26 protein-coding genes are annotated in these 25645 nt (G+C 41.1%); 22 read left to right on the top strand and 4 right to left on the bottom strand.

Annotated features, from left to right (window positions below; genetic code table 11):
* The first annotated feature begins 103 nt into the window (after window positions 1-103).
* The 3 genes from T487_RS0102835 to T487_RS0102825 all read left to right on the top strand — a co-directional run bounded on the left by T487_RS0102835 (window position 104) and on the right by T487_RS0102825 (window position 1412).
* A complete protein-coding gene (locus tag T487_RS0102835; RefSeq protein WP_031573782.1) occupies window positions 104-535 on the top strand; it encodes a hypothetical protein in 432 nt (143 codons plus the stop codon).
* A complete protein-coding gene (locus T487_RS0102830) occupies window positions 523-825 on the top strand; it encodes a hypothetical protein (protein WP_031573779.1) in 303 nt (100 codons plus the stop codon). Before T487_RS0102835 ends, T487_RS0102830 begins: the two co-directional genes overlap by 13 nt.
* Window positions 826-1061: 236 nt before the next feature.
* The gene (locus T487_RS0102825; RefSeq protein ID WP_155953237.1) at window positions 1062-1412 is read left to right on the top strand and encodes a hypothetical protein; all 351 of its coding nucleotides are present in this window, start codon (window positions 1062-1064) and stop codon (window positions 1410-1412) included.
* 195 nt (window positions 1413-1607) lie between these two features.
* Here the strand turns inward: T487_RS0102825 and T487_RS0102820 are convergent, their stop codons facing one another.
* Window positions 1608-2783: a cation diffusion facilitator family transporter gene (locus T487_RS0102820; protein ID WP_031573775.1), complete on the bottom strand. Its 1176-nt coding sequence runs from the start codon at window positions 2781-2783 to the stop codon at window positions 1608-1610.
* Window positions 2784-3024: 241 nt separating this feature from the next.
* On the opposite strand from T487_RS0102820, the gene T487_RS0102815 reads away from it, so the two are divergent.
* Window positions 3025-4320 (top strand): M18 family aminopeptidase, encoded by a 1296-nt coding sequence (locus tag T487_RS0102815; protein WP_031573772.1) that lies wholly within the window; start codon window positions 3025-3027, stop codon window positions 4318-4320.
* A gap of 74 nt (window positions 4321-4394) precedes the next feature.
* Window positions 4395-4889, top strand: coding sequence for a hypothetical protein (locus T487_RS0102810; RefSeq protein WP_031573771.1), 495 nt, complete (start codon window positions 4395-4397; stop codon window positions 4887-4889).
* 63 nt (window positions 4890-4952) lie between these two features.
* On the opposite strand, the gene trhO is transcribed toward T487_RS0102810, so the two are convergent.
* Complete coding sequence (trhO, locus tag T487_RS0102805; RefSeq protein WP_074542582.1) at window positions 4953-5957, bottom strand: oxygen-dependent tRNA uridine(34) hydroxylase TrhO; 1005 nt, start codon at window positions 5955-5957, stop codon at window positions 4953-4955.
* A 319-nt stretch (window positions 5958-6276) separates the two neighbouring features.
* Here trhO and T487_RS0102800 point away from each other — a divergent pair, with 319 nt between their 5' ends.
* From T487_RS0102800 to T487_RS0102790, 3 genes are all read left to right on the top strand, one after another.
* Window positions 6277-6792 (top strand): sigma-70 family RNA polymerase sigma factor, encoded by a 516-nt coding sequence (locus T487_RS0102800; protein ID WP_031573768.1) that lies wholly within the window; start codon window positions 6277-6279, stop codon window positions 6790-6792.
* Window positions 6779-8143, top strand: a complete 1365-nt coding sequence (locus tag T487_RS0102795; RefSeq protein WP_031573766.1) for a hypothetical protein — start codon at window positions 6779-6781, stop codon at window positions 8141-8143. Before T487_RS0102800 ends, T487_RS0102795 begins: the two co-directional genes overlap by 14 nt.
* 94 nt (window positions 8144-8237) lie before the next feature.
* On the top strand, window positions 8238-8801 hold the full coding sequence (locus tag T487_RS0102790) for a hypothetical protein (protein ID WP_031573764.1): 564 nt from the start codon (window positions 8238-8240) through the stop codon (window positions 8799-8801).
* Between the two features lie 80 nt (window positions 8802-8881).
* On the opposite strand, the gene T487_RS0102785 is transcribed toward T487_RS0102790, so the two are convergent.
* Both T487_RS0102785 and T487_RS0102780 read right to left on the bottom strand, forming a co-directional pair.
* Complete coding sequence (locus T487_RS0102785) at window positions 8882-9070, bottom strand: hypothetical protein (RefSeq protein ID WP_031573761.1); 189 nt, start codon at window positions 9068-9070, stop codon at window positions 8882-8884.
* A gap of 380 nt (window positions 9071-9450) precedes the next feature.
* Window positions 9451-11046, bottom strand: coding sequence for a peptide chain release factor 3 (locus T487_RS0102780; protein WP_031573758.1), 1596 nt, complete (start codon window positions 11044-11046; stop codon window positions 9451-9453).
* A 168-nt stretch (window positions 11047-11214) separates the two neighbouring features.
* Between T487_RS0102780 and T487_RS0102775 the strand changes: the two genes are divergently transcribed.
* The 14 genes from T487_RS0102775 to T487_RS0102710 all read left to right on the top strand — a co-directional run bounded on the left by T487_RS0102775 (window position 11215) and on the right by T487_RS0102710 (window position 25596).
* Entirely contained in the window at window positions 11215-11469 is a 255-nt protein-coding gene (locus tag T487_RS0102775) for a phage holin family protein (RefSeq protein WP_031573755.1), read from the top strand.
* Between the two features lie 3 nt (window positions 11470-11472).
* Window positions 11473-12270: an N-acetylmuramoyl-L-alanine amidase gene (locus T487_RS0102770; RefSeq protein ID WP_031573752.1), complete on the top strand. Its 798-nt coding sequence runs from the start codon at window positions 11473-11475 to the stop codon at window positions 12268-12270.
* 39 nt (window positions 12271-12309) lie between these two features.
* Window positions 12310-12516 carry an SH3 domain-containing protein gene (locus T487_RS16780; protein ID WP_081827517.1) on the top strand — a complete coding sequence of 69 codons (207 nt, stop codon included), beginning with the start codon at window positions 12310-12312 and terminating at the stop codon, window positions 12514-12516.
* A 174-nt stretch (window positions 12517-12690) separates the two neighbouring features.
* Window positions 12691-13665 (top strand): hypothetical protein, encoded by a 975-nt coding sequence (locus T487_RS0102765; RefSeq protein ID WP_031573749.1) that lies wholly within the window; start codon window positions 12691-12693, stop codon window positions 13663-13665.
* Between the two features lie 863 nt (window positions 13666-14528).
* A complete protein-coding gene (locus T487_RS0102755; protein WP_031573744.1) occupies window positions 14529-15350 on the top strand; it encodes a Cof-type HAD-IIB family hydrolase in 822 nt (273 codons plus the stop codon).
* A 13-nt stretch (window positions 15351-15363) separates the two neighbouring features.
* The gene (locus T487_RS0102750) at window positions 15364-17259 is read left to right on the top strand and encodes a DUF2207 domain-containing protein (protein ID WP_031573742.1); all 1896 of its coding nucleotides are present in this window, start codon (window positions 15364-15366) and stop codon (window positions 17257-17259) included.
* 45 nt (window positions 17260-17304) lie between these two features.
* Window positions 17305-17868, top strand: a complete 564-nt coding sequence (locus T487_RS0102745) for a LemA family protein (protein ID WP_031573740.1) — start codon at window positions 17305-17307, stop codon at window positions 17866-17868.
* Between the two features lie 286 nt (window positions 17869-18154).
* Window positions 18155-19594: an N-acetylglucosamine-specific PTS transporter subunit IIBC gene (gene nagE, locus T487_RS0102740; RefSeq protein ID WP_031573737.1), complete on the top strand. Its 1440-nt coding sequence runs from the start codon at window positions 18155-18157 to the stop codon at window positions 19592-19594.
* 289 nt (window positions 19595-19883) lie between these two features.
* Window positions 19884-20579: a FadR/GntR family transcriptional regulator gene (locus T487_RS0102735; protein WP_031573734.1), complete on the top strand. Its 696-nt coding sequence runs from the start codon at window positions 19884-19886 to the stop codon at window positions 20577-20579.
* Window positions 20576-21955: an acyclic terpene utilization AtuA family protein gene (locus T487_RS0102730; protein ID WP_031573732.1), complete on the top strand. Its 1380-nt coding sequence runs from the start codon at window positions 20576-20578 to the stop codon at window positions 21953-21955. The genes T487_RS0102735 and T487_RS0102730 overlap by 4 nt, the downstream gene beginning before the upstream one ends.
* Entirely contained in the window at window positions 21939-22280 is a 342-nt protein-coding gene (locus tag T487_RS0102725) for a DUF4387 domain-containing protein (RefSeq protein ID WP_031573729.1), read from the top strand. The genes T487_RS0102730 and T487_RS0102725 overlap by 17 nt, the downstream gene beginning before the upstream one ends.
* Window positions 22261-23178 carry an ABC transporter permease subunit gene (locus tag T487_RS0102720; RefSeq protein ID WP_031573726.1) on the top strand — a complete coding sequence of 306 codons (918 nt, stop codon included), beginning with the start codon at window positions 22261-22263 and terminating at the stop codon, window positions 23176-23178. The genes T487_RS0102725 and T487_RS0102720 overlap by 20 nt, the downstream gene beginning before the upstream one ends.
* Before the next feature lies 1 nt (window position 23179).
* The gene (locus T487_RS0102715; protein WP_031573725.1) at window positions 23180-24070 is read left to right on the top strand and encodes a carbohydrate ABC transporter permease; all 891 of its coding nucleotides are present in this window, start codon (window positions 23180-23182) and stop codon (window positions 24068-24070) included.
* Between the two features lie 23 nt (window positions 24071-24093).
* The gene (locus tag T487_RS0102710) at window positions 24094-25596 is read left to right on the top strand and encodes an extracellular solute-binding protein (protein WP_031573723.1); all 1503 of its coding nucleotides are present in this window, start codon (window positions 24094-24096) and stop codon (window positions 25594-25596) included.
* Window positions 25597-25645: the final 49 nt, after the last annotated feature.

Below are 25645 nucleotides of genomic sequence, written 5' to 3'. Positions count from 1 at the left end.
CATTACTTCATATATAGTATAATAATTTCAATAAATGTATAGAGATAGTGTAATAACACTGGAGTATACACACGAAATGGTGTGGAATCGAAAGGAGAGAGCTATGGCAATATGTATCGTCCGTAAGACGGGATGGATGGGGGCAGGGTCAAAGATTCATGTTCAGATTGATGGAGTGAAAAGAGGAGAAGTATATGGAAGCTCTCCCATGGAATTTCCGGTGGATAAAAATGAGGCAGAAGTGAAAGTGACCCAGCTTGGGATCAGAAGCAAAGAGAGGGTCATTTCAGATGGGACTCTTCTTGAAATCCACCAGAGCCTCTGGCATAGAATAAGCTTTCCGGTGATGATTGTTGCACAGTTTCTTACAGTATTTGTTTCAGATTTTATGCTTCGTTTGCTGCTTCTCCTTGCACTTGGCGTTCTTTTCCTTGGAAGTCTGTACGTGATACCTGGATTTCACTTGAAAAAAGTTTCAGATGATATCAATGACCAAACAATGGAAACAGAGGAGGTAACAGGATGGAACAGGTAATAGCACCACTTTTCATCAGTTTTGCACTATATGCAGCACTATTTGTTCTGATTCAGCAAAAGAAAAAACAGCAAAGAGATACAGGGGTGAAGGGAAAACCTCTTCCGTTCATCAACCAATTCTTCATTTACAGTATATGGCCAACACTGATCATGGTGTTTTTCATGGATTTTGAGTTTTATCAATTCGTTGTGTTCTATGGGTACTCTTTGGTGATGGTATATCTTGGGAACATCGCATACAAAAAAACTGTGGAGAGAACTGAAGAAGCTGTGGATGATGCAGAGTAGAGGATATTGCAGATAAGTTGGGACACAAATGGGAAGGGTGAACTCACTTATTGGGTTTCTTGTATCAGCTTCTCAACGATCAGGTGATACAGCGGTGGAGTTCGCATTGAGATGTTTTTTTCAGCCTTTAAAATAATACCCTAGATATAATCCAGGAACTTAGTTGAAATGATGCTGTTGTTTACGAAGGTACATTCAGAGGGAGGATAAAGATGGCGAAAAAAGCTAGGTATGGCATGATTGCAGCAGCAATTATCGGGATTGTGGTGTATATGTTTGTTCTAAGAAATCCTTTGAAACAGGATCCTCAAAAAATAATCATTAGAAATGGGACCACTGGAGAAGAAACGATCCTTATTGAAGAAAACAAAGATCACTTCATGGCTAAATTATCAGAAGCAGAACCAAAAATATCCGGATTTCATCTTTGGACAAGCGGATATAGGTATATGATTTTTTTCGAAGACAATGGAAGAACAAGAGACATCACAACAAAGGGGAAGAACAGATTTGTTTCTGGGATCATAGAGTATACGACAGATATAGACATAATTTCAATCATGGAAGAGTTCACTAGTTCAAAATAAAAAAACCATCCAGCTCAAAGCACGCCGCTTTATTGAACTGGATGGTTTTTGCTTAATGTTCTTTTTATCATTAAATAGAGCAGCTATTTCTAATAGCATATGATGTCCGATGTACTAGAAATTAGAAGAGCAGAAATAGTAGGGTATGTTCAATTTAGGGAAATATTATAAAAGCAAAATGTATCCTGCTTCGCCTTAGAATACTGTCACATCCAGCTCTATGGTGATCATGATCCTGGCGGTCTTAAACTCTTCATGGAGTTTTTCTTCCAGTTCCTTTCGGATCTTCTCGCGGCTTTCTTCTGTGGTGTTTTTACTGTCAACCACCACTTCCAAAATAAGAAGCTCGTGTTCACTGAGACCTGTATACCGAAAATCATGGTAGGAGACCACCCCTTCCACAGAGTGGACGATTTTACCTACAGTTTCTTTCACCGACAGATATTTCTCATCCTGATAGTTCACAGGATCCATATGAATCACAAGGGAGATATGGAATTCTTCCCGTATGTGGCGTTCTATTTTATCGATGAGATTATGAAGTTCTACAAGATCCATGTTGTGTGGCACCTCTACATGGATGGTTGCCATGGTTTTGGATGGGCCATAATTATGGATTTCCAGATCGTGGACTCCATAAATATTGTCGTAGGAGAGGATTTTCTTTTTGATTCTCTCAGCAAGGTCTCTATCCGGTTTCTGACCAAGAATGGGATTGATGGTCTCTAGAGACAGGTTGATGCCTGAGTAGATGATATAGAGCGCTATGAGGACGCCCACGATGCCATCCACTGGAAGGGTCGTGAGAGGAGATAAGAGAAGCCCCAGAAATACCACAAAGGTCGTAAGAACATCACCAATGGCATCCTGCGCAGTGGCTAGAAGGGTTCCAGACTGTACTTTCTTTCCAAGATTTTTATTGAAGACATAAATAAAGAGCTTCACGCTCATGGATAGAAAAAGTATGGTGAGAATCAAAGGAGATGTCTCAACGACACCGGGATTGATGATTTTTTTGAAAGAGGAGACCACAAACTGATACCCTACCACAATGACAAGGACCGCAATGGTGAGACCCGTCAGGTATTCGATTCTGCCATGTCCGTAAGGATGCTCTTTGTCCGGCTCTTTTCCTGCCAGCTTGAATCCGAAGATGGTGATGATGGAGGAGGCGGTATCTGTGAGGTTATTGAAGGCATCGGCGATGATGGAGATGCTACCTGTAAAAAGACCCAGCAGTCCCTTGATGGAGAATAGGAGAAAATTCAGGACGATCCCTAATACACCGGAGATGGTGCCCACCCGTTCCCGTTCCTTTCCATTTTGGTAGTCTCTGCCATCGATGATTCTGTCCACTAATTTGCTGATCATACTAACGTCTCCTCATTTCACAACTGATGCTTTTCATTTGAATTTTAGAATTCATTATACCATATCATCCACACAGATTTCCTGAATAATTTATGAGGAAGAGTCTTTTCTTCAATTTCATACATAGCATATCATCCGCGATACACAAGTGGTGTATAGATATCAAAAGAGCGAAAATGTGGGCAGTACTGGGGAAAACATGATAGAATAGACCTGAGTTTATAATTTACGGAGGTTAGTCATGGAAGAGAAAAAGCTTGCATATGAACTGATTGATTTTCTGCACGCATCCTCTACTGCATTTCAGGCAGTGGATGTGATGAGAAAGGAACTTTTGTCCAAGGGGTATAAAGAGCTTCTGGGAGAAGATTCCTGGTCCCTTCAAGAGGGTGACCGTGCGTTCTATACAAAAAATGGTTCGGCACTATTTATGATACAGATCGGAAAAAACCCGCTGGAAGGCGGCTTCAAAATGGCGGGAGCCCATACCGATTCTCCTGCCTTCAGAATCAAACCGGATGCAGAGATGGTTCAGGACGGATACTTGAAACTGAATGTGGAAACTTATGGTGGACCGATTCTTTCCACCTGGTTTGACAGACCACTGTCTGTGGCAGGACGAGTTCTTCTCAAAGGAGAAAGCGCTCTGAAGCCAAAGACCATGCTGGTGGATTTTGAAAAACCTCTTCTTTATATCCCATCCCTTGCCATCCACATGAACCGTAAGGTCAATGAAGGTGTTGAAATCCATAAGCAGAAACATGTGTTGCCTGTGGTGACCATGGTTCAAGAAGGATTCAATAAGAAAGGATTCCTGAAAGGACTTGTGGCAGAGAAGCTCGGAGTGAGTGCAGAGGAAATCCTCGATTTTGATTTGTTTGTCTATGAAGCGGACAAAGGAAGTCTTGTGGGGCTTCAGGAAGAATTCATCTCATCCAAGAGACAGGACAATCTTTCCAGTGTTCACGCCATCTATAAGGCCATGCTGGAAGCTAAGGAATTCTCTGGCATCAATGTGGGAGCCTTCTTTGACAATGAGGAATGTGGCAGCGCATCGAAGCAGGGAGCAGATTCCACTCTCCTGAGAGATCTGATGGAAAGGGTGTTCTATGCGCTGGGAGGCACAAGAGAAGGCTTCCTGAAGAGTCTGGAGTCTTCCTTCATGATCTCAGCAGATCTCGCCCACAGTGTGCATCCAAATTACAGTGAAATGCATGATCCAACCAATCGTCCGCTGATTAACGAAGGACCTGTGATGAAGATTTCAGCGAACCAGAGATATACTTCCGATGGAGATTCTCTGGCGGTGTTCAGAAATTTATGTGAGACGGCTGGAGTTCCATGCCAGAGCTTCGTGAACAGAAGTGATCTTCCGGGCGGAAGCACCATTGGACCCATCGGATCCACACATCTGCCCATCAGAACCATAGATATCGGGAATCCTCTACTGGGGATGCATTCTGTGAGAGAGCTGGGAGGCGTCAAGGATCATCTGTATCTGACAAAAGCCCTTGTGGTATATTTCAATCTGGTGTAACTGAAACTTTTTTGTCTTTTCTTTCATCAGGAATTTATGTACAATGATTCTAGTAAATAAGTGGAGTTGGTATAGTGAAGAAGCGTAATATTGTAGTGGGTCTTCTCATGGGCGTAACCATGATGGCTCTGTTATCCGGATGTGCATCCGTTCCAAAGGCTGAAGATCCATCGATATATTTGGATCCCGCCCAGGAGAATGCGGAAGACAAAGAAGAAGTGGTCGCTTATGCAGAAGAAGTGAAGCCTCTTATTGAGAGTTTCTATGAAGAAGGAAAGGGGCTGAAAAATCTTTCAGCGAAGGGCAATGCACTTTTCGTGGAAGTGGATCTTTCAGAAGTGCCCGGAGAATATGACAAAGTGGAAGACCAGATGATTTATGAAAGCACCAGAATCACCCATGGACTTCTCAATTACCGTCCTTATGAGTTCATCAAAGACCTCTATAAGATTTCCGTCACCTTTACAGGGGGAAAAACCTTGGACTTCTATGGAAAACAGATGGTGGAGAATGAAGGGGAACTTTCCTTCAAAGCAGAAACCATTGTGGCAGAAGTGAAACGTAAATAAGCCCAATAAGAAGAACCTGAATCAGTGGATGAATTTCTCACTGATTCAGGTTCTTTTTGGTTTCTACAATAGACCTGTTTCTTTGGCCTTTTCCAAGGTTTCTTTTGCTTTTCTATGATCCTGTCTATAGAGGGAGTAGAGCTTCGCTTTTTCTTTCAGCCTTACGCGGGCATCTCTATGGGGGTTCTTGAGTATATAGTCCCTGCATGCTGTGCTGCAGAAACCTTCCTCTTTCTCCTCACAGGTCTCACAGGAAAAGTGCTGCAGATGACAGTCATCATTGGTGCAGTTGATGTACCTGTCCGTTGGGGCTTTGCAGTGCACGCACTTTGAGACGATGACATCTTCCTCCTGATTGATCTTTACAGAGATGCGGTCATCAAAGACATAGCATTTTCCGTCCCATAAGCGGCCTTTGGTGTTCTCGTTCTGGCCATAGGTGACAATGCCTCCTTCCAAGTGATAGACATCTTTAAACCCTTGATTGAGGAGCACACCTGTAAGCTTTTCACAACGGATGCCTCCAGTGCAGTACGCAAGGACCTTCTTGTCTTTGTGCTCGCTGAGGTTCTCCTCGATCCACTTGGGAAATTCCTTGAAGTTTGTGATATCAGGGCGGACGGCTCCTCTAAAGTGCCCCAAGTCATACTCATAACCGTTTCTGCCGTCGAGGATGATCACGTCCTCTTTTTGCATCATTTCGTGCCACTCTTCTGGTTTCAGATAAGTGCCCACAAGATCCTTTGGATTCACATCGTCCTCCGGGAGAAGAGTGATGATGCTGTCTCTTAGTTTTACATAGAGCTTCCGGAAAGCATTATGGTCCTCTTCATGGATCTTAAAAACCATGGTGGCGAATCTGGGATCTTTTTTCATATGGTCCATATAAGCGTCAGTATCTTCCACAGTGCCCGATAGAGTTCCATTGATGCCTTCCTGTGCCACAAGGATTCTGCCCTTTAGGTTCAGAGACTCACAAAGGGCTTTATGCTCTTTTGTATACGCCTCAGGATGTTCTATATGGACGAACTGATAGTAAAGCAGGACGCGGTAATTTTTCTCATTCATAATTCATTTCTCCGTTCAATTTTTCCTGAACTGAGTATACCGTATAAATTAAATTTTGTAAATTGCCATAGCATGCAACTTAAATTGACAAATATTGACATATCGAATCGATCGGAAATGTCAGCAGTCTGCATAAGGAGTTTCAGCTTATTATCGGGAAAGTATACTGCCTAGTTCCCAATAGAGTCATACTATATAATGGAGTTGAAGGTGAGTATAAAATCCACATCAAACAGAAGATTTATAGAACAATAAAAAAATATCTTGATTGAAAATAAAAATAGGCTGCTGAGTACTCATATAAGTAGAGGGGGTGTCTGTGGGGTTGTTTGGAAAGAAGAGTCTACGAAAAGAAACATATCTAGATTTTGTGCATGAGTACAAAGGAACCATGTACCGGATTGCGCTAGGATATCTAAAGGCAGAGAGTGATGCCATGGAAGCTGTGGATGAGACGGTGTACATAGGGCTTTCGAAACTTCATCAGCTGAGAGAAGAGGAAAAGCTGAAACCATGGATGACAAAAATCCTCATCAATGAATGCCATCGTCTGCTCAGGATTCGGAAGAAGGATATTCCTACAGAGCAGCTGCCTGAAACCGAGGAAGTGACATCGAGGGTCTCTCTTACCATGAGAGAAGCCATCGGCGAGCTGCCAGAGGATCTTCAGGAGGTCATTATACTGCGTTATTTTGGGGATCTGACGGTGAAAGACACGGCACAAGAACTGAATATCCCCCAAGGGACCGTGGCTACAAGAACAAGGAAAGCATTGGAGATGTTAAAGGAAAAGCTGATTTTCTGGGAAGGAGGTGCAGAACATGAATCCGTTTGATGAGAAAGTCAGAAGCTGTCTAGAGGATGAAATTATGGAACCTGATACGCTGCATACACTGGAAGAGCGGGTTTTAGCCCGATATAGAGGAACGAGAAGAAAAAAAGCGGCCCAACTGTTTTTGATGATGTCTCTCCTTTTTTCCGGTCTTCTGTTCTATACGGCAAATACTGAATCCGTTTTTGCAGATAAACTCCGAAGCGTTCCCATCCTAAAAGAATTTTTAACCGCCATGGACATCAGTCCAGCTGAAGAGAAAAGCGTTGAAGAGCTTGGAATTCTTTCTGAGAGCGGGAAATATGATGTTCGGCTTCAGTATGCACTATCAGAAGACAAGAGAGTATTTCTTTATTTTCAGTTTCCTGAAGAAGTAGTGCTTCGGGAGAATGATCATCTTGAGATAGAACTGTTAGATGTATACGATCAGGTGACCAAAAAGGACTACTCGATGACATTCATGAAAAACTTAAATCCCGGTATGCCTCCATCAAACAATGGTTATGTTGTGATTCAAGGGTTCATACCCGCAGGGATGGACTTATCTTTCCCAGAAAAGCTGCACATTGCATTTCGGGCCAATGTGGCCAGAAATGTCAGTTACGATCATTGGGGCAAAAGAAGTGCAGAGGATGAGCCACTGGGAGAGTACAGATTTGATGTGGAGCTGCAGAAGATGGAGAAGAGGATTCTGGAACGTGTGGGAAAAAAGGTGCTGATTGACGGGAATACGCTAGTCATTGATCAGCTGGAAAGAGGGTTGAAGACATTGGATATCGTGGTTAGTCAACCCAAAAACAACAACGACATCATCACCGAAATTTCAGGATATATGAGAGACGGGAAGACGAAAAAAATCATCGATGAAGACATAACGGTGTCGTACTCCACAGAAACAGGGGAAATACATGCATTATATCTGAATGGAGAAGAGATTCCTGAGGGGGGAGAAGTGGAAATCGTTCTTGAAGAGGCGATACTTCTACCGAAAGATCAGCAGTATATTACAATTGACATGCAGAAGAAAGAGATGATCCATCCTATTCCGGGAATAAGCCTAGAAATGGCGTCAGCTGGAAAACGCTCTGCGCTTACTTTCATCACTGAAAGTAATCTACATCCCTTTGACACCTATAAAACCTCAGCATCAGCGGAGGAGAAAAGATTGCCTCATCCTAGTGTTCAAACAATCGGGGAGAACAGGACCAAGTGGAGCTATGTGATAGATGAAAATTTGTCGGATGAAGTTGTCTTAAGAAGAGCCAGGGAGTCAGGACGAAAAGCAGTGTTCGAAACGCCTATCGTCATTGAACTCAAGGTGCCTTCTGCAAACTCATTCACCCCAATTCCATAGACAAGCAAAAAAGCTCTGTATAAGGAGCCCGGTATTCATCTAAAGCGAAATGAGTAGCACAGCAAAATGAGAGTATACGTTGAGGAGGACAGATTTGAAAAATAAAAAACACACCACACTACTAGTAATTATGCTAAGCATAATGGTCATTTCCGGATGTAAAAAAGAAGAACAAACACTTTACAACCGTAACATAGTGGTGGATGGCATTGTGTTACCATTCTATGAGAGCTCGTTGACGTATAATGCAGAAGATGAAGGGCAGATGAGAAGCAAGCTTTCTTCAATATGGAATGACACCATTGCAAATCTGCCTGGAACTGAAGAGTATATCATTGTAAATCACAATGGAGAAGATTTGACACAGGAATTTCTTGTTGAGAAATCACCTTCTCATCAGGAAATGCAAGACATGATTAAAAAAGTCAAAGAAAATGGATACCTGATTGTAAGAAAAAATTATTATCGAGTTACAACAATTGAAAAAGAGATGAAGGCTCTCTTTGCTGGTGAAAGGATTGCAATCAGACCTGAAATAATGGATAAAGTGATGAAAGACAACAAAGAAGCGTATGCGAATAAGGACTATGAATCCATCAATTTATATCTCCGAAAGAATGAAATAAAAATCTATGATACATTGAATTTGCAACCATAATAACACTGTTTATATACAGAGCCGAAAAAAAAGACTGGGATACCAGTCTTTTTAAGCGATAAGGAGAATTTCAACCACTTTTAGCTCTCTGTTTTTTGATGGTTTCTTTTCATGATTTTGGGGAGTACTCCGTGGATGAACCCATCCAAAAAAGTGATAGAACCAAATAGTTCCATTCCAATCCCTGGTCTGTATCGCTCTGCGCCAAAGAAATAATTTGCAAGTATTCCCAAGGCATAAAATGCCGCTCCTACGAAGACTTTTTTCATATGATCCTCTTGCTTCTTCAAAAACATCCGTCCTTTCGATTCAGGTATTTTTCGATTGCAGCCATACTGCCAACTGTCCTTTTTGATATTTAGAGTAAAAACATTGCGTTTATCAGAGAGGGAGGTTACAGTAATTCTTCATAAAGGTCTCTAACCACGTGATTTCAAAGTAAGCAGTCTCGTGAAGAATCATGAGGATATCATATATGTCCTATTCTTAGGATTTGCACTCTGATTCTATACTAATGATACGGAATATAGTTTAAGCATACTGTAAAATTTGTAAAATAGATAGTTTAAAATAGAAAAGCAGCTGAAGTTTCTCTTCAACTGCTTTCGTTATTTGATAGACCCGTGATGAACTCCGATCTGCCGAACTGCTAATCCACTTTACCCACATCCGTCAATGTAAGGCCCTTATTGTGGCTGAGTGCCCAGCTGATGCCCCATTCATTCTGGAACAGAAGGATATTTCTGTCTCTCAGATCCTTTACCAGGCGAGTGTCAGAGGTGATGTCCAGATCATCCAGGTTGATGTCTTCCTGATCCATCCAGCGCACAAAGCGGAAAGGCAGTCTTTCGATTTTCAGATCCACACCATATTCGTTCTTCAGTCTGAACTCCAGAACGTCCATCTGCAGTGTACCTACAACACCCACAATGATCTCTTCCATACCGATATGGAGTTCTTTATAGACCTGGATGGCTCCTTCTTGAGCCACCTGAGTGATTCCTTTGACAAATTGCTTTCTCTTCATGGTATCCATAGGCCGCACTCTGGCAAAATGCTCTGGTGCAAAGGCTGGAATACCTTCAAAACGGAATTTGTTGTTTGTGGAGGTGAGGGTATCTCCAATGGAGTAGATGCCTGGGTCGAAAACACCAATGATGTCTCCAGCATAGGCTTCTTCCACCATTTCTCTGTCCTGAGCCAGGAACTGCTGAGGCTGAGAAAGTTTCACCTTTCCTTTACCCTGATAGTGGTTCACTTCCATACCCTTCACAAACTTACCGGAGCAGATTCTGATGAAGGCAATCCGGTCTCTGTGCTGAGGGTTCATATTCGCCTGAATCTTGAAGACAAAGGCAGAGAAGTCATCGCTCATGACATCAATTTCCTCACCCTCACTGGTTTTTCTAGGCAGTGGAGAAGAAGTGAGTTCCAGGAAGGACTTCAGGAATGGCTCCACACCAAAGTTTGTCAGAGCTGAAGCAAAGAATACAGGGCTGAGTTCTCCACGAAGAACCGCTCCCATATCAAACTCATCTCCAGCAATATCAAGAAGCTCGATGTCATCTTTCAGCTGTTTGTGGAAATCCTCTCCGATGAGGTCTACAAACACTTGGTCCTCAACTGATCCCTTCACGGAATTGACTGTAGTCTGTCCATGATTTCCTGAAGAGAACACCTGAATACTGTTGGAGCTTCTCTCATATACACCTTTAAAATCTTTTCCAGATCCAATAGGCCAGTTCATGGGATAGGTTTTGATGCCAAGCTCCCGCTCAATCTCTTCCATAAGCTCAAAAGGGTCCCTTGATTCACGGTCCATCTTATTCACGATGGTGAAGATTGGAATATTTCTCAAAGAGCAAACGTTGAAGAGCTTTCTTGTCTGCTCTTCCACACCTTTTGCAGCATCCACAACCATTACAGCAGAGTCTGCTGCCATAAGAGTTCTATAGGTGTCTTCCGAGAAGTCCTGATGTCCTGGGGTATCCAGAATGTTGATGCAGTAGCCGTCATAATTGAACTGCATCACAGAGGATGTTACAGAGATTCCTCTCTGCTTTTCAATCTCCATCCAGTCGGATACAGCATAATTCTTTGATTTTCTTGATTTTACGGAACCAGCCAGACGGATGGCACCTCCATACAGGAGCAGTTTTTCGGTCAGGGTTGTTTTACCGGCATCCGGGTGAGAGATGATGGCAAAGGTTCTACGTCTCTCAATTTCTTTTCTTAAATCTTCCACGGTTTTCCTCCAAATTTATTCTACACAAATCCTGCCATGTATGCAGGAACTCTACTTTCTTCAAAAGGTCATTTTTCAGTCCAATTATATATTATATTTGATTTTCAAGGATTATACTACTAATTTCTCTGAAGAAAAAGTGGAAAATCTGCTGATTCACAATAATTAATGGAAATTTTATCACATTACATCGTTGTTATCGTAACAGGTATCTGTTTAGGTATCGGTTATATCATCAAACATAGCCTGGACAAAATCCCTAATAAGTACATCCCATTAATCATGGGAGTGCTTGGAGTAGTCCTTAACTCATGGCTAAATGGCTTTGTCTTTACGCCCGAAATACTGTTTGGAGGTTTAGCGAGTGGGTTGGCATCTACTGGAGCGTTTGGAGTTGTGAAGAACCTGAAGAAAGAGGTGTAGTTTATGAAACTACTCTTACTAATCGATGCGGGTCATGGGCTTTACACCTATGGCAAGAGATGCCTCAAAACCTTGGATCCAAACGAAATAAGAGAATGGTTCCTGAATAACAGAATCGCTGAATACCTTGAAGATGAAATGGAAGCCTATGAGGATGTTGTGGTCGCAAGATTGGATGATCCTACAGGTAAAAGAGACGTACCACTAAAGGAAAGAGCTGATAATGCCAATAAGCTTTATGCTCAATATATTGCTTTAGGGTACGTGGTCATCATTATCAGCATCCACCATAACGCAGGTATCAACGGTGGAAGAAGTGGAGGAATTACAACTATCGTTGACAGCAGAAGAGCATCCGCAAGGTCTCTTGAAATAAGAGATAGAATCTACGATGAGCTGATTGCTGTTACTGGACCAAAAGAAAACCGATCCACACCGAAGAGCAGACAGCCTCTTTACATCCTTAATAAAACTGATATGCCTGGTACTCTTGTTGAGCGTGGATTCATGGATTCACCTACTGATATCATCAAAATTTTATCAGATGAGTTTGCTCGACAGTGTGCAGCAGCTCACAGGAATTTTGCTGTCAAAGATTACTCACTCAAAAAGAAAGCTGTCAAGCTAGCGCCTAAACCTGTGGATGATTCCAAGGATTATGGATATTTCACTGCTGCAACTCTCAATGTACGGTCAGGTAGATCCACGAATCACAGGGTAGTTACGCAACTAAAGAGAGGTGCTAAGGTTGAGAAACTCTACCTCGCTAATGGTTGGTGGTCCATTGCTGTTCCACTGTAAGTAGATAAGAGAGGCTATGCTTTTGTCAGTGCAGCGTACATCGCAAACATCGCTCCAAATAAGCCTAAGTACAGCGATGGTGTTGTTACTTCTGATAGAGTAAATGTCCTTAAGGGACCTGGAACGCGCTACGGAGTTGTTAAGGCACTCAGGAAAGGCGAACATGTGACCATCTACGAAGAAAAGTCCGGATGGTATCGCATTGGAACTTATCAGTGGGTGTCCGCGACACACATCAAGAAGTAAGTAAATGTATATATTTTGGTGATTAAATTTATAAATTAAACATATAATTAAAGTTAGAGAAATGTGGAATTTTGGATGGTTACGTTGTTTAGCTATAGTGGTTCTCAATTGATACTTGTGGATATAGTGAATTAAAGTTATTATATTATAAAGTACAAATATCGGGGGGACATTATGAAAAATGTAAAATGCGAGATATGTGTAATTGAAATGCACTTCTCTCCAAGTCGAAAGCAGCCATATCCACCAACACTTGAAGTAGAGTTGAGACGAATATTTAATTTTGCTAGTAAACTTGATCATAATGTAAAGAAAACGATAAACAATACTGAGAAAATCGCCTATTACCTAAATAAACATAAAGAAGTGAAAACACCATCATTTATACATGTTGATATGTGTTCTGGAAAATTTAATCGTAGAAGAGTTGTAAAAAATATGCTCACTAACGAAAACAAGGGTGTGTTAAAAGAAGAGCCAGATGCAGATGAAGAACATACCTATGCATCTCTCTATTTTCCTGATCAAAACACTTGTTACTGCGCCTTTGAAAGTAACTACGATGGGATTGGTATTTCCAAATTTATCAATTACATTAATCATATATCTAACCTATATGTTAAGGAATTGAATGGAAAAACAAGATTTTACAAGTTTGAATATCGAATGTTAGTGAATAGGGATTTTCTTACTGAGCTAAGTAAAATGAAGAAGATTTCAATGGCTAAGATTATTGTAGATTCAAATGAACTTACAGATACAGAGTTCAAAGTCAATAGAAGTGATGTACGAGAAGAAGTAGAGCTAATATACAAACCTAGTTCGCGTGGGGTAAGTATCGGGAGAGATTTTGTAAAAAGGCTCGAAAAACTGAAGAAAAAAGGAACTGTTAAACGAGTTATAGCAAATGGAGATATTGGTTTATCTAAAGTAAGGATTGATACTGAGGAAATGAAAACAAAAGAGGAGATTTCAGTGGATGTAAATCATTTAGGAGAGGTAAAGTGGAATAGTATAAAAGCAATTTTTGAGAGAAAACTGCTCGAATATGTGACTGTTGAAATTGACTCGGAAGAATACCAGGAGAGTGAGGATTTTTCATATGAAGAGGAATATGAATATACAGAAAAAATCCAAACCGAGATTTAGTCTTAAACTAAAAGAAACATTTGAAACATGTATAGATTTTTATAAGCTAAAACCATTATATAGAATTTTGATTTACATAGGAATTCCTATAATGATAGCTTTAATTGGAATATTGACCGATTGGTTGTTTCCTTTAAGGGTGGAAATCTCATTATTTAGCTTTATGAATGATTATCTAAATATTTCCTTGACCATAGTGACGTTATTTGTAACTTTCAGTATGGGTTATTTGAGCTTTATAGTAGGAGGGAATAATGAAAGTTTAAATGATTTAAAGAATACAATCAGTGCTAAGTATTCATTCAATGGACGCCAAATCAATCTATACAAGATAATATATATAGATATAAGTTACGCTATTTTCACGGAGATAATCATGATAGGGATATTACTAATGATGAAATTCATGGTATTGGTTTTGCCCAATATATACATAAAGATTCTGTTATATCTGACTATTTTTTTGTTTGGTCACATAATATTATTACTTTTTAGAAACGTAAAAAATATCTATTATGTTTTCTTTTCAACAAAATAATAATGAAATCAGAAAAGCCGGTAACCCCGGCTTCAGACTGTCGACAAAGCGACCATTTTCCGTACGGAAAGGGTCGCTTTGTCGACAGTCTGAGCTCACCTTACGGTGAGCTTTTAATTTTGTCTAAGATTTTGTCAAAACTTTTCTTCAAACTATCACAAATAAGTAATTTCAAGAGGTAGGTAGAACCGTTGAAATTACTATAAAGTTCAAAACCCTACAAAAATGGATTGACTTAAAATATTAATGGAAATTTAATGATAAGTATAACGTATTTATATATATTGTGGGGTATAATGAATACAATTAGCAGTGGAGGGACAGAATGATCAGATTAATAGCCATAGACATGGACGGAACCTTGCTTTCCAAAGAGCATACCGTCAGTGAAATCAACCAGAAGGCCATAGCACTGGCCAAAGAAAAGGGAATCAAAGTAGTACTTTGCAGCGGAAGAACCATTGAGAATCTTCTCCGTTTCACCAAAGAGCTCAATCTTCATGGAGAAGAGGACTATGTGGTGGGCTATAATGGAGCAGGAGCAGTGAAATCTGCCAGCGGAGACTTTATTTATGAAAACTGTCTAACAGGAAAAGAGACCAAAGCCATCACAAAAATCTGTGATGAGCTTGGAGCCAACTATACGGTGCACACGTTCAGGAGAGCATTTACACCCAGAGACAATGTGCATTCCAGAAGAGAAACAGATCTTAATGGAGTAGAGCTCTTCATCGAGAATCCGGAAGGACTTTCAGATGAAGAAGTGGTGACAAAGGTTCTGGTTCTCGATGATCCAGAGATTCTGGACGGATATGCGCCAAGACTTTATGAAGCGTTGGGCGAAGAGTTCCATGTGGTGCAGACCATGCCCATTTATCTGGAGATCATGCGAAAGCATGTGAACAAATATGTAGGCATCATGGCGGTAGCCAAGGAGCTGGGCATCCAAAGGGAAGAGATCCTGGCCATTGGAGATGCCATGAATGATTATGAAATCATAAAAGAAGCAGGCATCGGTGTTGCCATGGGCAATGCGGAGGATAAGGTGAAAGAAGCTGCTGATTTTGTGACAAAAGATCATGAGGAGCATGGGGTAGCTTATGCACTCAATCATTTTCTACAGCTGGGGATGAACGATTTTAAGTAAAGGTGGTGAAGCCATGAAAAAATTAAGAGTACTGTCTCTGTTTCTTCTGATGATGCTGGTTGTTCTTATTCCATGGAAAGATGCATCCGCTTCCAGCAGGTATTACGAAGTGTCCAGATTCAACCTGACAGTGGATATACAGGAAAATGGAGATGCCAGGGTGCTGGAAGAAATCACATACAATTTTGATGGAGAGTTCAATGGAGTCTTTCGAAACATCGACTATTCAAGGACCGATGGACTGTCTGATCTTACGGTAGGCGTTTTAGAAAGTGGAAGTGTCCGAAGTTTTACAGAAGCATATTCTGGAGACGCCAATACCTATGAGATGGAGGACACAGGAAGTTTCAGGAATCTTAAAATATATGAGAAGTCCAGAAATGAAGAAAAGACCGTTGTTATCGGGTACACCCTGCAGAATGTGGCAGAGAAATACAATGACATTTCGATCTTCAATCGTAAAATTATAGATTCAGGATGGGATATTCCCCTGAATAATATCACCATTACCATCACCATTCCGGAAGGGGCGCAAAAGGAAGACCTGAGAGTTTTTGCTCATGGGCCTTTGACAGGTTCCAGTGAAATTGTCGATGGCAGGACCTTCTACTTTACGGTGCCATCCGTAAACGGCAGATTTGTGGAAACACTGGCCATCTTCCCAAGAGACCTGATTCCAGCTTCTACCAATACCTTTGACAGAAATGAGCTGGAGAATATTCTGGAAAATGAGCAGCGCCTTGCAGATGAAGCGAACAAAGAAAGAGAAGATGCCATCAAAGAACTGGAAAGAGAAGCAAAACAAAGAGAAAGAGAAAAAGCGTCCAGACCTATTTTTGGGGCAGGAATTCTGGCTGGTCTTGGTTCCATTTTCTTCATGTTCAGAAAGTATGGCAAAGAGCTGAAACCCACTTTTGAAGGGGATTACTATAGAGAACTGCCAGAGGACTACTCTCCAGCAGTGATGACTTACCTTCTCACAAAGGGGCAGTCCAAAGATGTGGATATCATGGCTACGATTCTGGATCTTGCCAGAAAGAAAGTCATAAAGCTTCGTCCTGTGGCCATTGAGAAAGGAAAGATCTTCAAGAAAGAAGAAGAATCCTTTGAAATGACCTGGATGGACAAAACAAAGCTGGATACGCTTTTGCCTCATGAAAAATTCCTGGCCACCTGGTTTATTGATGAGATCGGGAATGGAAATGGACTGGTTCTGGAAGATCTGGAGAAGATTCTGAAGAGCAATAAAGCAGCGCTCCAGTTCCAGAAGGACTACACCTACTTCAAACATAAGGTCAAAGAGGTGGGAGAAAAACAGAAATTCTTCCAAGGCAACGAACTGCCCGGATCGAAGATATTTGTCATCATTGGACTTGCGTTGATCCTTTCAGGTATCGCTGGATTGTTCACACTAGGAAGCATCATTGCCATTGGTTTGGCCGCGATAGGAATGTTTCTGCTGTTTGGACTTCTGGGCATGCGATTTGTCAGAAAGTATTCACAGAAGGGCATGGATCATAAAGCCATGTGGCTGGCATTCAAGCAGTTTCTCCAGCATTTTTCCAATATGAAGGAGGCTGAAATTCCATCTCTTGTTATTTGGGAACACTATCTGGTGTATGCCACATCCCTTGGGGTAGCAGATGAAGTCATTGATCAGCTTCCCAAGGTCTTCTCGGAGCAGGAGCTTACAAATCCGGACCTTACCTATATGGGAGGATACAGAAGCTTCAGTAATTTCTATATCATGAATCAAGCATTCTCCAATACCATGACCCGTGTGAATTCTGCAGTGAGTACAGCTCAGATTGCTGCATCCCAGAAGTCATCGGGATCCGGCTTTGGCGGAGGATTCTCCGGCGGAAGCTCAGGTGGAGGCGGAGGCGGTGGAGGCGGTGGCGCCTTCTAACAGTTGCTTTAACAAATAAAACTGTAAAAAGAAAGGAAGATGTATATGAAAACAGGAACCATTATTCTACTTGTAGTCATTGGTCTTATTGTACTTCTGGCACTCTATGGCGTCTCTGTATATAACAGTCTTGTTGTCCTGAAGAACCGCGTGAAGAATGCATGGGCACAGATCGAAGTTCAGCTCAAGAATAGAGCAGACCTCATTCCAAACCTTGTGGAGACCGTTAAGGGCTACGCTTCCCATGAAAAGGAAGTATTTGAGAATGTCACCAAAGCAAGAAGCCAGGTGCTCAATGCCAAAGGTGTGGAAGCCACAGCGAAAGCGGATGCTGAGCTGTCTTCCGCAATATCAAGACTTCTTGTTACCGTAGAAGCCTATCCTCAGCTGAAGGCAGATCAGAACTTCCTCTCCCTTCAGAGCGAACTGAAAGATGCGGAAGAGAAAATCCGTTATGCACGACAGTTCTATAATGACACCACCATGAAGTACAACACTGCCATCCAGGTATTCCCAAAGAATATCTTTGCCGGCATGTTCAACTTCAGAGAAGAGCCTCTCTTCGAAGCTTCAGAAGCAGACAGAGCAGTGCCTACAGTGAAGTTCTAAGTGAAAAGGTCTTCCAGAAGAACACTCTTTTGGAGGACCTTTCTTTCGCTTGTTTACTTTTTGTTTACGATTTCTCTTTGATAAGTTGTTGACAGATTTTTTTTTATCGGCTAAGATGAAATCAAATACATGGATTGTTACTGGTAAGCAGGCAAGACCGAGATACATGCAACGTTGTTGCTTTGTTTCTTCGGTCTTTTTTATTTATGCTGTGGCCACAGAGCCTGAGGACCAATACACGCTATGCATTGAACTTATTTTATATATTTTAAGGAGGAAAAACATTATGATGAAGTATCTACAGAAACTTGGTAGATCGCTCATGCTCCCTGTTGCAGTACTTCCTGTGGCATCCATTCTTATGGGTATCGGGTACTGGATTGACCCTACAGGCTGGGGTGGCGGAAGCCCAATCGCCGCATTCCTCATCAGTGCCGGTGGCGCAATTATTGATAATATGTCCATTCTTTTCGCGGTGGGTGTTGCTCTTGGTATGTCCAAGGATAAAGACGGTTCTGCAGCTCTTGCAGGTCTTGTAGCCTTCCTTGTTGTCACAAAGCTGCTTTCTACAGGAACCGTTGCTCAGCTGACACAGGTGGATGCAGAAGCAGTAAATGCAGCTTTTGGTAAAATCAGCAATCAGTTCATCGGTATCATCTCCGGTCTTGTGGCTGCAAGCATGTACAACAGATTCTCCCATGTACAGCTGACTCCAGCACTTTCCTTCTTCAGTGGAAAGAGACTGGTGCCAATCATGACATCCTTTGCCATGATTCTTGTATCTGCAGTGCTATTCTTCATATGGCCAGTAGTTTATTCAGGCCTTGTAGCATTCGGTACCTCTATTTCTGAACTTGGTGCAGTAGGCGCTGGTATCTATGGATTCTTCAACAGACTTCTGATCCCAACAGGACTTCACCATGCACTGAACTCTGTATTCTGGTTTGATGCCATTGACATCAACGACATCGGAAACTTCTGGGCAAGCACCGGTACTCCTGGAATCACAGGCAGATATCAGGCTGGTTTCTTCCCAGTGATGATGTTCGGTCTTCCAGCTGCTGCTCTTGCTATGTACCATACTGCAAAAGATAAGAAGAAAAAGGTTGCAGGTGGACTTCTTCTGGCAGCTGCAGTATCTTCCTTCTTCACAGGAGTTACAGAACCACTGGAGTTCGCCTTCGTATTCCTTGCTCCTGGACTTTACCTGGTTCACGCAGTTCTGACCGGTATCTCCGTATTCATTGCAGCTCAGTTCCAATGGATCGCTGGATTCGGATTCAGCGCAGGCTTTGTAGACTTCTTCTTGAGTCTAAAAATGCCACTGGCTGTAAATATCTGGATGCTGATTCCGCTTGGTCTTGTTATGGGTGCCATCTATTACTTCCTGTTCAGATTCCTCATCGTTAAGCTGGATCTTAAAACACCTGGAAGAGAAGATGATGAAGTCGTAGAAGGAGAAGGTAAGGTTCTTTCTAAAGACACCAACTTCAAAGTTCTCGCTGCTGAGATCCTGGAAGGACTTGGCGGAAAAGAGAACATCGCTTCCCTGGACTACTGCATCACAAGACTGAGACTTGAAGTGAAAGACAATCTTCTTGTGAATGAAGCAAAGATCAAGAAAGCTGGTGTGGCTGGTGTAGTAAGACCATCCAAGACCAACGTTCAGGTTGTCATCGGACCACAGGTTCAGTTTGTGGCAGATGAGTTCAAGAAACTGATTTAAGTTCATTACTACGTATAAAGACGGCTGCTGTAAAAGGCAGCCGTTTTATATATCATGAATAATGTACTGAAATGAAATAGCGTGTAAAACAAGCTGAGGCATACAATGAGTATGAAGTTTTAAATTTAAAAGGATAAATTCAATAAAAGATAAAATAATAAATATATTTGCTAATTTTGATTGATATCGATTTCAGTTTGTGTTATTTTAAAATTGTGATGAAAGTCATTTATATTTTTTGTCTCTAATTGTTTAACAATTAAACAATACAACAAATGAGGGGATTATCATGAAATTCAAGAAAATTCAAAGTGAGAATAAGTCAGACAAAGTTGTGAGTGTCATTATGAACCTGATTGAGTCCGGTCAGCTTCAGCCTGGTGATAAACTTCCGCCAGAAAATGAGTTTGCCGAGAATCTGGGAGTGAGTAGAGGGATTTTAAGAGAAGCACTGACTATTCTTCAGTATCAAGGATTTATCAGCAGAAAACCCAAGGACGGAACTTATGTAAGAAAAATATCCAAAGAGCAGGTGACTGCAGAGTCTATGATTGAGTCATTAAAAAACGCAACCTATTTGGACCTTATTGAGCTTAGAGAAGCCTTAGAGCAAAAGTCAGTAGAACTGGCAATAATGAGAGCAGATGATGAGGAAATTCTTGATATTAAGCGAACCTTAGAGAAGACCAATCCTTTAGATGAAAACTACAGTGTAACAGATTATAATTTTCATTTGAAGATTGCGGAGATGTCGAAGAATAATCTGCTGATCAATTTCATTGATAATTATTACGAGCTTATCCATGAAATGGGAGAAAAGAGCAATACTAATGTTACTAGAAGAGAAGAGATCATTGAAGAACATAAGAATCTTATTAATGCTATCTATAAGAGGGATATCGAACTGGCGAAGAAGAGTCTGAATTACCACCTGAGTCAGGTGAAGGACAATGTTGTAGGAAAGAAGAATCAGGAGGATCTATGAAAGACAAACTGAAAATATTGGCACCATGTGGAATACTGGGATACGGATTTCCAATTGATTCATTTAATAACGGCTTGAAGGACTTTCCTGATGCGATCATCGTGGATGCAGGTTCCACAGATGCAGGTCCCCATAAGCTCGGCGCGGGAGTGGCAATTGTAAGCAAGACTGCATATAAAAAGGATCTGGTTCGGCTGATTGAGGGTTCTCTTTCCCTAAAAATTCCATTGATTATTGGTTCAGCGGGAGGATCAGGAGCAAGAACGCATACAGAATGGACCATTGAGATTATCAATGAAATACTCGCAGAGAATGAGTATAGCGCAAAAATCTCAGTGATATGGGCGGATATCCCGAATGAAGTGGTAAGTAGAGCGATACATAACAATGATGTTACACCGTTGGGAACCAATGTGCCTCAGCTCACCCATGAACTGGTTGAGGACACACTGAGCATTGTAGCTCAGATGGGCATTGAGCCTATTCTGGAAGCGCTGGAGGGTAATCCTGATATTCTCATCTGCGGAAGAGCCTACGATCCGGCTCCGTTCGCTGCTTTTGGAATTGCGCATGGTTTTGATGAGGCGCTGTCCTACCATCTGGGGAAAATTCTGGAGTGCGGTGCGCTGTGCGCTGTGCCTGGCACAACCAAAGACTGTATTATGGGGGTGCTGGAAAAGGATAGCTGCCATGTATATCCAACAAACAGAGATCGCAGATGCACGATAACGTCAGTGGCTGCACATACATTTTATGAAAAAGATCATCCATATCTGTTACAGGGGCCTGGAATCGTATTAAATCTGGAAAAGTGTGATTTTCTACAAATTGATGAAAGGACTGTAAAAATACAGAATAGCAGAATTGAAAAGACAGAGTCATATTTCATTAAGCTAGAAGGAGCACGAAGAGTTGCCTATAGAACTTTTGTGGTAGCAGGGATCAGAGATCCTCTCCTTTTACAAAATCTAGAAAAGATTGAAGATGAAGTGAGGGAGTCTGTCAAAGAATACTATATTGAAATCTCAGAAAATGATTATAATATTGCGTTTATCAACTATGGTCTTGATGGCGTGATGGGGAAATTAGAGCCTGATCGTACAGTGCCAAAGGAAGTTGGGCTGCTCATGGAAGTGACAGCAAAAACACAAGAACTCGCATCAGCCATATGCAGTTCTCTTAGATCATCTTTCATGCATTATGGTTATTCTGGAAGAAAATCCACATCAGGCAACCTGGCGTTCCCCTTCTCACCAAGTGATGTTGACTTTGGACCTGTCTTCGAGTTCAGTATTTACCATCTGATGAAAGTGGAAAATGGGCAGTCGATGTTTCCCATCATGCAATATGAGGTAATAAATGGAAAGATTAATTGATTTAGCAGCCGTTTTAAGAAGTAAAAATAGTGGTCCCTTCTCTATAACTTTAGACATTCTTTTTGATACCAGCGAGAAGTTCTGGAGAGTTAGAAACAGTGGAGTTATCAGTAGAGAAACCATTGAAAACCTTTATAATCTGAATTCTGAAGATATAACTGAACTTGTCTTTTATGAGAAAGGGCTGGGAATTAAGATTACATTTAACCGCAGCATCTCCTCCGGGACAGTCGGAGACAGGGATGTTTATGGAGCGCAGCAGCATGCTCCTCTGTTCAATATCTTCGTTCCTAAGGAGGATTTGAATGAGCGAGAAAAAAATTAAGATTAAGAAGATACTTAGAAAGATTAAAGAAGACAAGGTCTTGTATCTTTTATTCCTTCCTACACTCCTTTTCTTCATAATTTTTAGGGTTTGGCCAATGATTAATATGAGATTAGCTGTATTTGATTACAAGGCCTTTGGTGACTGGAAATTTGTTGGATGGAAGTATTTTGAAATCATATTTAAGTCACCGCAACTCAAACAGATTTTGGAGAATACTCTTATTATTAGTTTTATGAAATACATACTGCTTTTTCCGTTTGTTGTCCTTTTTGCAATTCTTCTATCAGAACTTGCCTCGAAAAAGTTCAGGAAATATGTTCAGGTTATTTCATTCTTGCCACATTTTTTATCATGGGTGGTTATTGCGGGAATATGGATTTCAGTTCTTTCACCTTCGAAAGGTGCGGTAAATCAGATACTCAACGTATTCAATCTTCCATCCATGAGCTTCATGACCGATAAAAATGCAATCCGATGGGTTCTTTTGATTTCTGAAGCATGGAGAAGCATTGGTTGGGATTCGATCATCTACTATGCTGCAATCATTTCGATAGATCCGAGTATTTTTGAAGCCGCGAAAATTGACGGAGCAAACCGGTTTAAAATCATCAAACATATAATATTACCAGCTCTCGTCATTCCTATGGTGACGATGTTTATTCTGAATCTTGGATTTTTTCTAAACGCAGGATTCGATCAAGTGTTCAATTTCACTAACGATGCTGTAAACAGTAAAATAGACATCCTGGATACCTATATCTATCGAATTGGACTCATTAACGGTCAGTACTCACTTGGAACAGCAGTAGGCGTTATTAAAGGGGTAGTTGGCGTATTTCTTGTTCTAGTTACACACTTTGTTTCAAAGAAAATAACAGGTAAAGGAGTGTGGTAGAGTGAAGAGTTTCAAAAAGAAATATAATTTTTATCAGATTGCGCTTATGATATTTTTCTTTATCATTACGCTAACGATGATCGTACCTCTCCTGAATATACTAGCAGTATCGCTATCCGATCCCACTGTATCACCTACTATGGGGGGGCTTGAGATTTTTCCGAAGAAAATCAACTTGATTAATTATCGGGTCGTGTTGAGTCATCCGGTTCTATTTTCCTCATTATTCAGCTCAGTATTCATTACTGTTGTAGGAACTCTACTGAATGTTATGTTGACTGTTACCGCAGCTTATGTACTGACTAGACCTAATCTGGTGTTTAAGAAAGTTCTTATGGTGTTTCTTATTATCATGATGCTGTTTGATCCAGGACTTGTACCAGAATATCTGGTGATTCAGAAACTTGGTCTAATGGGCAGTAGATGGTCAGTGATTTTAGTTAATGCTGTGAATGTATATTATCTAATCATACTGATGAGATTTTTTAACGATGTGCCAATGGAAATCATTGAAGCTGCCAAGATAGACGGCTGTGGTCATATTAAACTGCTCACAAAGATTATGCTTCCCCTTACAAAAGCGGGAGTAGCAACCATCACCATGTTTTATGCAGTCATCCGATGGAATGAATACTTTAAAGCATCCATATATATTGGGGCTGCGAATAAAACGACGCTACAGGTTATACTTAGGCAATTTATCGTAAATGACGATCTTACATCCCTGATTGGCGCGCAGAATCTGCTGAATTACAATGAACTGGCAAAGCTGGATTATACTGCGTTAAAATATGCAACTATTGTTATTGCTATCATTCCGATTTTAGTCCTCTATCCGTTGGTTCTGAAGTATTACGCTTCAGACGTAATGGCTGGTGGGGTTAAACAATAAAACTAAACTATTAGGAGGATTGTATGAAAAAGTTTCTATCCATTTTGTTAATGTCGCTTATGGTTTTATCTGTATTTGTGGGTTGCGGTGATAAGAGTACCCAAGAAACACCAAATGAAACTCCTTCTGAAACCCCAGGAGAAACATCTGAGACCGGTATTGGTACAAAAGAAAGTCCAGTGGAAGTATCAATTATTCTGAAAGATGCAAGTCCAAATGATGAAGCAATTCAATCCATTGTTAAAGCCATTGAAGAAGGGATGGCAGAAGAAGAGAACTATGTGAAAATCACTTTCCTTGAACCCCCTACAGGAACTTATGGAGAAGCTGTTCCTTTAGCATTCAGAACAGGGCAGATCTCGCCTGACATCATTTATTTTCAGGGAGGCGATCTTCCAGTCAGTAATGATGGTCTGCTTGAAGATCTGACAGAGTATGTGCAGAACTCTGCATATGTGAAGAACCTAATGGAAGAACATACAAAAGTAAAGCTTGAAAACTATCCATATCTACTGTGGCTTGCACCTGCAAGAGTCCCTGCCCCAGTAATGAGAAAGGATTTCGCCGATCAGCTGGATTCCTTTGATGCAGTGATGCAAGATCCTACGGTAGAAAACTATGAGAAGATGCTGACAGAAATCGTAGAGAAGGGTGTAGCAAAATATGCAATCACTTCTGATGGAGATCTATCAAGAATGAACACCGTATTCAATCAGGCCTTTGGAGTTACAGGCACCATTGTGAAAGAAGATGGAAAATGGGTCTTCTCCAAAGCTTCAGAGTTTGAGAAGAACAAGCTTGAATTTTTCGCAAGACTTTATAAGAACGGACTCATTGATCCAGAGTACATCACGAAGCAGTGGGATACAATGGAGAAATCATTCTATGAAGGTGAAGCAGCATTCATAGCTGGTACTGCAGGAGCAGTAATCAATATCTATAACAATAAAATGACACAGACTCATGGTGAAGGTGCAGAACTTGTGGTGTTGCCACCAGCTAAAGGAGTTTCACAGGGATATACTGCAATTGATGTATCGAAGGAATCCAGAGGATTCGCAATCAATGCTCAGTCCAAGGTCAAGGATGCTGCATTCGCAGTACTGGATTTCATGGCAAGCCCTAAGGGGAATATGCTGGATAAACTGGGAATTGAAGGAACACATTACAATGTAGAAGGGGAGAAGATTGTATTTACTGAGAAGTTCCCTGAATGGTATCCAAGATTCTGGGAAACACTTAATAAGTTTGAACCTACTCCTGAGCTTGCTGAGCCTATGATGTCCGCGCCAGGGCTTAAGTCTCTGGAGATGGCAAAAGAATACTATGTTGAAGATGTGAATGTTTTGATCCCTGATCATTTGATTTCACAGTGGGATGCGATGAATACACTTTATAAAGAGTATTCATCCGATATTATTAGGGGAGTAAGACCTGTTAGTGATTTTGATGAATTTGTTGAAAAATGGAACCAGTCCGGTGGAACTGAATTTGAGTCCTATTTAGTGGAGCAGTTGGGAAATTAATTACTTAGAACTAATAAAGCGGCATAGGGATATGCCGCTTTATTTAAAG

The sequence above is a fragment of the Proteiniclasticum ruminis DSM 24773 genome (assembly GCF_000701905.1).
Taxonomy (GTDB): Bacteria; Bacillota; Clostridia; order Clostridiales; family Clostridiaceae; genus Proteiniclasticum; species Proteiniclasticum ruminis.
This window is presented reverse-complemented; position numbering and strand designations above follow the sequence as displayed.